The sequence below is a fragment of the Streptomyces sp. 13-12-16 genome (genome assembly GCF_002114215.1).
Lineage (GTDB): Bacteria > Actinomycetota > Actinomycetes > Streptomycetales > Streptomycetaceae > Streptomyces.
Genome location: NZ_NCTE01001008.1, coordinates 1,730 through 7,658, shown reverse-complemented (window position 1 = coordinate 7,658; position 5,929 = coordinate 1,730). Strand labels below are relative to the sequence as shown.

General features: G+C 72.4%; 6 protein-coding genes. All 6 read left to right on the top strand.

Annotated features, from left to right (window positions below; translation table 11 throughout):
- Positions 1-740: substrate-binding domain-containing protein (locus B7767_RS34150; RefSeq protein ID WP_085575485.1), on the top strand; the 740-nt coding region annotated here is incomplete at its 5' end.
- 137 nt (positions 741-877) lie between these two features.
- Positions 878-2,209 (top strand): ABC transporter substrate-binding protein, encoded by a 1,332-nt coding sequence (locus B7767_RS34145; RefSeq protein ID WP_085575484.1) that lies wholly within the window; start codon positions 878-880, stop codon positions 2,207-2,209.
- 25 nt (positions 2,210-2,234) lie between these two features.
- Positions 2,235-3,224, top strand: a complete 990-nt coding sequence (locus tag B7767_RS34140; RefSeq protein ID WP_085575483.1) for a carbohydrate ABC transporter permease — start codon at positions 2,235-2,237, stop codon at positions 3,222-3,224.
- Positions 3,221-4,084, top strand: coding sequence for a carbohydrate ABC transporter permease (locus tag B7767_RS34135; RefSeq protein WP_085575482.1), 864 nt, complete (start codon positions 3,221-3,223; stop codon positions 4,082-4,084). Before B7767_RS34140 ends, B7767_RS34135 begins: the two co-directional genes overlap by 4 nt.
- Before the next feature lie 31 nt (positions 4,085-4,115).
- Positions 4,116-5,141, top strand: coding sequence for a hydroxyacid dehydrogenase (locus B7767_RS34130; protein WP_085575481.1), 1,026 nt, complete (start codon positions 4,116-4,118; stop codon positions 5,139-5,141).
- On the top strand, positions 5,138-5,929 hold a 792-nt coding region (locus B7767_RS34125), incomplete at its 3' end, for a DUF2264 domain-containing protein (RefSeq protein ID WP_143652782.1). The genes B7767_RS34130 and B7767_RS34125, both read left to right, overlap by 4 nt.

Below are 5,929 nucleotides of genomic sequence, written 5' to 3'. Positions count from 1 at the left end.
CGCTGGTGGAGCGGGCCCTCGCGGACGGCGCCACGGGCCTGCTGCTCGCCCCGCGCTGGCGCACCCGGGCCGACGAGGAGGGCGACTACGGCTGGCTCGCCGCGCTGGACGTGCCCGCGGTGCTGATGGAGCGGCGCCCCCGGCCGGGCAGCGCGCTGCACGCGATGGACTCGGTCTGCTCCGACCACGCCTACGGCGTCCACCTCGCCGTGCAGCACCTGGTGGGACTCGGCCACCGGCGGATCGTGTTCGCGACCCGCGACGACAGCCCCACCGCGCGCACCCTGCGGTCCGCGTGCGCCCGGATCGCCGACGCGCATCCGCTGGTGGAGGAGTGGGCGTGGGCGCTGTGCGCCCCGGAGGCCGGCCAGGACGGGCCGTACACGGCACAGGAGACGGCGGAGCTGGCCGCGCTGCTGCGCAAGGTGGGGGCCACGGCGGCGGTGCTGCACGGGGACGTGGACGCGCTGATGCTCGTACAGCGGCTCGCGGACAACGGCGTACGGGTGCCGGGGGACTGCTCGGTCGTGGCGTACGACGACGTGGTGGCCGGGCTCGGGACCACACCGCTGACGGCCGTCGCCCCGCCCAAGGCCGAGGTCGGACGGGCCGCGGCCGAGCTGCTGCTCCAGCGGCTCGGCGCCCCGCGCGGTGGCGGGGGACCGGTGCGGCGGACGGAGCTGCTGCCGACGCTGAGCGTGCGCGGATCCACCCGGGCGTGGGCCGGCGTCATCGAATGAACACGATGAACGCGATGAGCGTTTGAACGTTTCATTTTCTTCTGATCGATCTATTGACCGTTTGCCGGCCGAGCGTTGAGGATTCCCGTGTCCCGAACAGGCGTGTCCCCCGACACGCAGGAGCCGCGGGAGGCGCCATGCCCGGACGACCCAGCCGCCGGTCCGTGCTCGCCGCGATGGCCGCCGTACCCCTGACAGGAGCCGTGAGCGCCTGCAGCGGGGGGAACGGCGCCTCGTCGGCGCGCACGGGCTCCACCACGCGCATCACCTTCTGGTCCGCCCTGCGCGGCAGCCAGGAAGTGGTCGACGCGTTCAACCGCACCCACCGGACCGTCCAGGTGGAGTTCCAGCAGATCCCCTCCGGCGGGCAGGGCGGCTACGCCAAACTCAGCAACGCCGCCCGGGCCGGCAACGCGCCCGACGTCGCCACCATCGAGTATCCGCAGGTCCCCGGGTACGCCATCGACGGCGTCGCCCGCGACATCACCGACCTGGTCGGCGACGGCCTGCGCCGCAAACTGCTGCCGCAGGCGCTCGGGCTGACCACCTTCGAGGGCCGGGTGTTCAGCGTGCCGCTGGACGTCGAGCCGATGGTGATGCACTACCGCGCCGACCTGTTCGACCGCTACGGGCTGCGGGCCGCGCGCACCTGGGACGAGTTCGCCGAACAGGCCGCGACCGTGCGCCGCGAAGCCCCCGGCCGGCGGCTGGTGCTGTTCCCCACCGACGGCATGACCCAGTTCGCCGCGTACGCCTGGCAGGCCGGCGCCCGCTGGTTCGACACCTCACGCGGCGCCTGGAACGTCTCCCTCGCCGACGCGCCCTCCCGGAAGGTCGCCGACTACTGGCAGCGGCTCATCGACCGCGACGACGTCTTCGTGAACGCCGTCGAGAGCCGGCAGTCCGACGCCCAGATCGGAGACGGCCTGGTCCTCACCCGGCTCAGCGGCGCCTGGGACGCCGGCGCGCAGATGAACGCGCGGCCCGGACAGAAGGGCCGGTGGCGGATCGCCCCGCTGCCGCAGTGGGACACCGGCGACCCCTCCGTCGGCACGCACGGCGGCTCGACGTTCGCGGTCACCAAGGACAGCCGGCACCCCGAGGCGGCCATGGAGTTCATCGAGTGGCAGGTCTCCCACCCCGACGCCCTGCGCGCCCGCCTCTCCAGCGGCAGCAGCAGTCAGTACCCGGCCGCCCCCGGCCTGGTCCCCGTGGGCCGGGACGCCTTCGACCGGTCGTACTACGGCGGGCAGGACATCTACACCCTGTTCGAGCAGGAGGCCGAGAAGATCGGCGGGAACTGGCTCTGGGGACCGCGGATGAGCGCGACCCAGAAGGTCATGCAGGACTCCTTCGCCCGCGTCGGCGGTGGCCAGGGCACCCTCGTCGAGTCCCTGCGCACCGCCCAGGAGGGCACCATGCCCGACCTCAGGGCCCTGGGCCTGTCCACCACCCGGCACAGCACCTGAGCCGACGAAAGGCAGGTGACACCCCATGACCACGACCACCCGGCACCGGGTGCCGGCCGGCACCCCCGACGCCACCGCACCGGCGTCCTCCGCCTCCGGGCCGCGCGCCCGCAGGGCGGCGAAACGACGTCAGCTGACCGCCTGCGGCGTCCTCATGGCGCCGTTCTTCGTCCTGCTGGTCACCGTCTTCCTGATCCCCGTCGGCACCGCCGTCCACCTCAGCTTCTACAGCGACGACCAGCCCGGCCTCGGCTTCGGACCCGAACGCACCGTCTTCGTCGGCCTGCGCTCCTACGCCGCCGTCCTGACCGACCCCACCTTCCTGAGCGGGCTCGGCACCGTCGCCCTGTACTGCCTGGTCTACATCCCGCTCATGGTCGCCGGCGCGCTCGCGCTCGCCCTGCTGCTGGACTCCGGAGTGGTGAGGCTGCGCGCCTTCGCCCAGCTCGGCCTGTTCCTGCCGCACGCGGTGCCCGGCATCATCGCCGCCCTGATCTGGCTGTACCTCTACACGCCCGGCATCAGCCCGGTGATCGAACTGTTCGCCCGGGCGGACGTCACCATCGACTTCCTCGGCATCCACACGGTGATCCCGTCCATCGTGAACATCGCCCTGTGGAGCAACCTCGGCTACAACATGGTGGTCTTCTACGCCGCCCTGCAGGCCGTGCCCCGCGAGGTGATCGAGGCCTCCGTGGTGGACGGCGCGGGACCGGTGCGCACGGCACTCCAGGTCAAGACGCCCCTGGTGCGCGCCTCCATCGTCATGGTCGCGATCTTCACCCTGATCTGGGCGCTCCAGCTCTTCACCGAGCCCATGCTGCTCAGCCAGTCCTCCCCGATGATCAGCTCCCGGTTCTCACCGAGCATGTACATCTACGACGCGGCCTTCACCCGCAACAACTACAGCCTCGCGGCGGCCGCCTCGGTCGTCCTGCTCGTCTGCACCGTCGCCCTGTCCTACGGCGTCACCCGCTTCACCAGCCGCGCCGACGTCTCCCAGGAGGCCCGATGAGCGCCACCGACAGCTCCCCGCTCCGCCCGGGGCTGCTGGGCCGCGCCACCGTCAACACGGTCGTCGCGGTCTCCGTCCTCTACACGCTGCTGCCGGTGCTGTGGCTGGTGCTGGCCGCCTCGAAGAACCGCGACGCGCTGTTCGGCAGCGACCTGCTGTCCCTGAGCAACTTCTCCTTCCTCCGCAACCTCCAGGACCTCTTCGCCACGGACGGCGGGCTGTACGGCCGCTGGTACGTCAACAGCCTGCTGTACGCGGTCCTCGGCGCCGCCCTCGGCGCGCTGGTGAGCGTCGCCTGCGGCTACGCCTTCGACAAGTACCGCTTCCGGCACAAGGAGAAGCTGTTCGGCCTGGTCCTCGCGGCGGTCATGGTGCCGCAGACGGTGCTCGCGCTGCCGCTGTACCTGATGGCCTCGGGGACCGGCCTGGTCAACACCTTCTGGGCGGTGTTCGTCCCGGTGCTGTTCAACCCCTTCGGCGTGTACCTCGGCCGCGTCTTCAGCCGGGGCTACGTGCCCGACGAGGTGCTGGAGGCGGCGCGGATGGACGGCGCGGGCGAGCTGACCACCTACGTCCGGGTGGCGCTCAGGATGCTCGGCCCGGGCCTGGTCACCGTCTTCCTCTTCCAGCTCACCGCGATCTGGAACAACTTCTTCCTGCCCATGGTGATGCTGTCCGACCAGGACCTGTACCCCGTCAGCCTCGGCCTGTACCAGTGGAACAGCTCCGCGTCGGTCTCGCCGGAGTACTACCCCGTGGTCATCATGGGGTCACTGCTCGCCGTGCTGCCGCTCATCCTCGCCTTCACCCTGCTCCAGCGCTTCTGGCGCAGCGGCCTGACCGCCGGCGCCGTGAAGTGACCCCGCCCGCACAAGGAGTTGCCCCGCCACCATGACCGAGTCCACGCCCGGCCCCCGCCCCCGCGCCGCACTGGCCATGTCCCCGGACGTCGCCTCGGCGGTCCTCGACGCCGACTCGCTCGCGACCCTCGCCGCGCTGTGCGACCTCGCACCGCTCCCGGTCCTGGACGACCTGGCCACGCCCCGCGCCCGCACCGTGCTCGCCGGTGTCGACCTGCTGGTCACCGGCTGGGGCTGCCCGCCCCTGGACGCGGACGTGCTGCGGACGGCGCCCCGGCTGCGGGCCGTCGTGCACACCGCGGGCAGCGTACGCGGCCATGTCACCGACGCCTGCTGGGAACGCGGCATCGAGGTGTCCTCCGCCGCCGCGGCCAACGCCGTCCCGGTCGCCGAGTACACCCTCGCCATGATCCTGCTCACCGGAAAACAGGTCCTGGAGAGCGCGCGCGACTACCGCGCCTCGCGCACCCGGCCGGACTGGCTGCGCACCTCCCGCTCGGTCGGCAACCACCGCCGTACCGTCGGAATCCTGTCCGCCTCCCTCATCGGCCGCCGGGTCATCGACCTGCTGCGCCCGCACGACGTCGACGTGCTGCTGTACGACCCGTTCGTCGACGAGGCCGGGGCGAGGGAACTCGGCGTCGAACGCGTCGGCCTGGCGGAGCTGTTCCGGCGCGGCGACACCGTGAGCGTGCACACCCCGCTGCTGCCCGAGACCCGCCGGCTGGTCGGCCGGGAACTGATCGACTCCATGCGCCCCGGCGCCGTCCTGATCAACACCGCGCGCGGCGCGGTCGTCGACCAGGACGCGCTCGCCGACGCCGCGCTGGTCGGCCGCATCCGTGCCGTGCTCGACGTGACCGACCCCGAAGTCCTGCCGCCCGAGCACCCGTTGTGGGAGTGCGACAACGTTCTCCTCACCCCCCACCTCGCCGGCTCCCAGGGCAACGAGTGGCGCCGGCTGGCCGATCTCGCCCTCTCCGAGATCGCGCGCTGGACCTCCGAAGAGGGCTTCCTCCATCCCGTACGACGCGAAAGGCTGGCCTTCCTGGCATGAACGCCCCCTTCGAACTGCCCGCCGACGACCACGACGTCAGCCCCCGCACCGGATACACCCGCGCCCACTGGGAGGCCGTGGCCGACGGACTCCTCGCGGCGGCCTGGCGCTGGAGCACCCCCGGCTGCGCGCTGCTGGACCTGCCGGGACGCCCCTCCCGCTCGGGAGTGCGCTCCGACGGCCTCGAAGGCTACGCCAGGACGTTCCTCGCCGCCGCCTTCCGCGTCGCGGGCGCGGAAGGGGACGACCCGCACGGACTGCTGGAGCGGTACGCGAGCGGACTCGCCGCCGGCACCCGCGCCCCCGGCCGCGACGACACCGAGTCCTGGCCGCTGATCCTCGACCACGACGTGCAGGGCCAGCCCATGGTCGAGTCGGCGTCCGTGGCGCTCGGCCTGCGGCTGACCGCGCCCTGGCTGTGGAAGCGGCTCGACCCCGGTGTGCAGGACCGCGCGGAGCGGTGGCTGCGGGGCGCGCTGCGGCACACCCCGGCACCCAACAACTGGTACCTCTTCCCGTACACGGTCGCCGGGTTCCTGGAATCCGTCGGACGCGGCGACGCCGAGACGGCCGCAGCGCGGCAGCGGGCGCTGGAACTGCTGGAGAGCTGGTACCGGGGCGACGGCTGGTACGCCGACGGGGACGGACGGGCCTTCGACCACTACAACGGCTGGGCCCTGCACCTGTACCCGGTCCTCGACGCCCATCTCGCGGGCGACGGTGAGGCGTCGGCCCTCCACGGCGAACGGCTGCGCGCCCATCTGGAGGGCTATGCCCTGATGTTCGGC

What these genes read in the sequence shown, in the direction of transcription:
- B7767_RS34145 (WP_085575484.1), top strand. Translation starts at nt 878, where the DNA reads ATGCCCGGACGACCCAGCCGCCGGTCCGTGCTCGCCGCGATGGCCGCC.
- B7767_RS34140 (WP_085575483.1), top strand. Translation starts at nt 2,235, where the DNA reads ATGACCACGACCACCCGGCACCGGGTGCCGGCCGGCACCCCCGACGCC.
- B7767_RS34135 (WP_085575482.1), top strand. Translation starts at nt 3,221, where the DNA reads ATGAGCGCCACCGACAGCTCCCCGCTCCGCCCGGGGCTGCTGGGCCGC.
- B7767_RS34130 (WP_085575481.1), top strand. Translation starts at nt 4,116, where the DNA reads ATGACCGAGTCCACGCCCGGCCCCCGCCCCCGCGCCGCACTGGCCATG.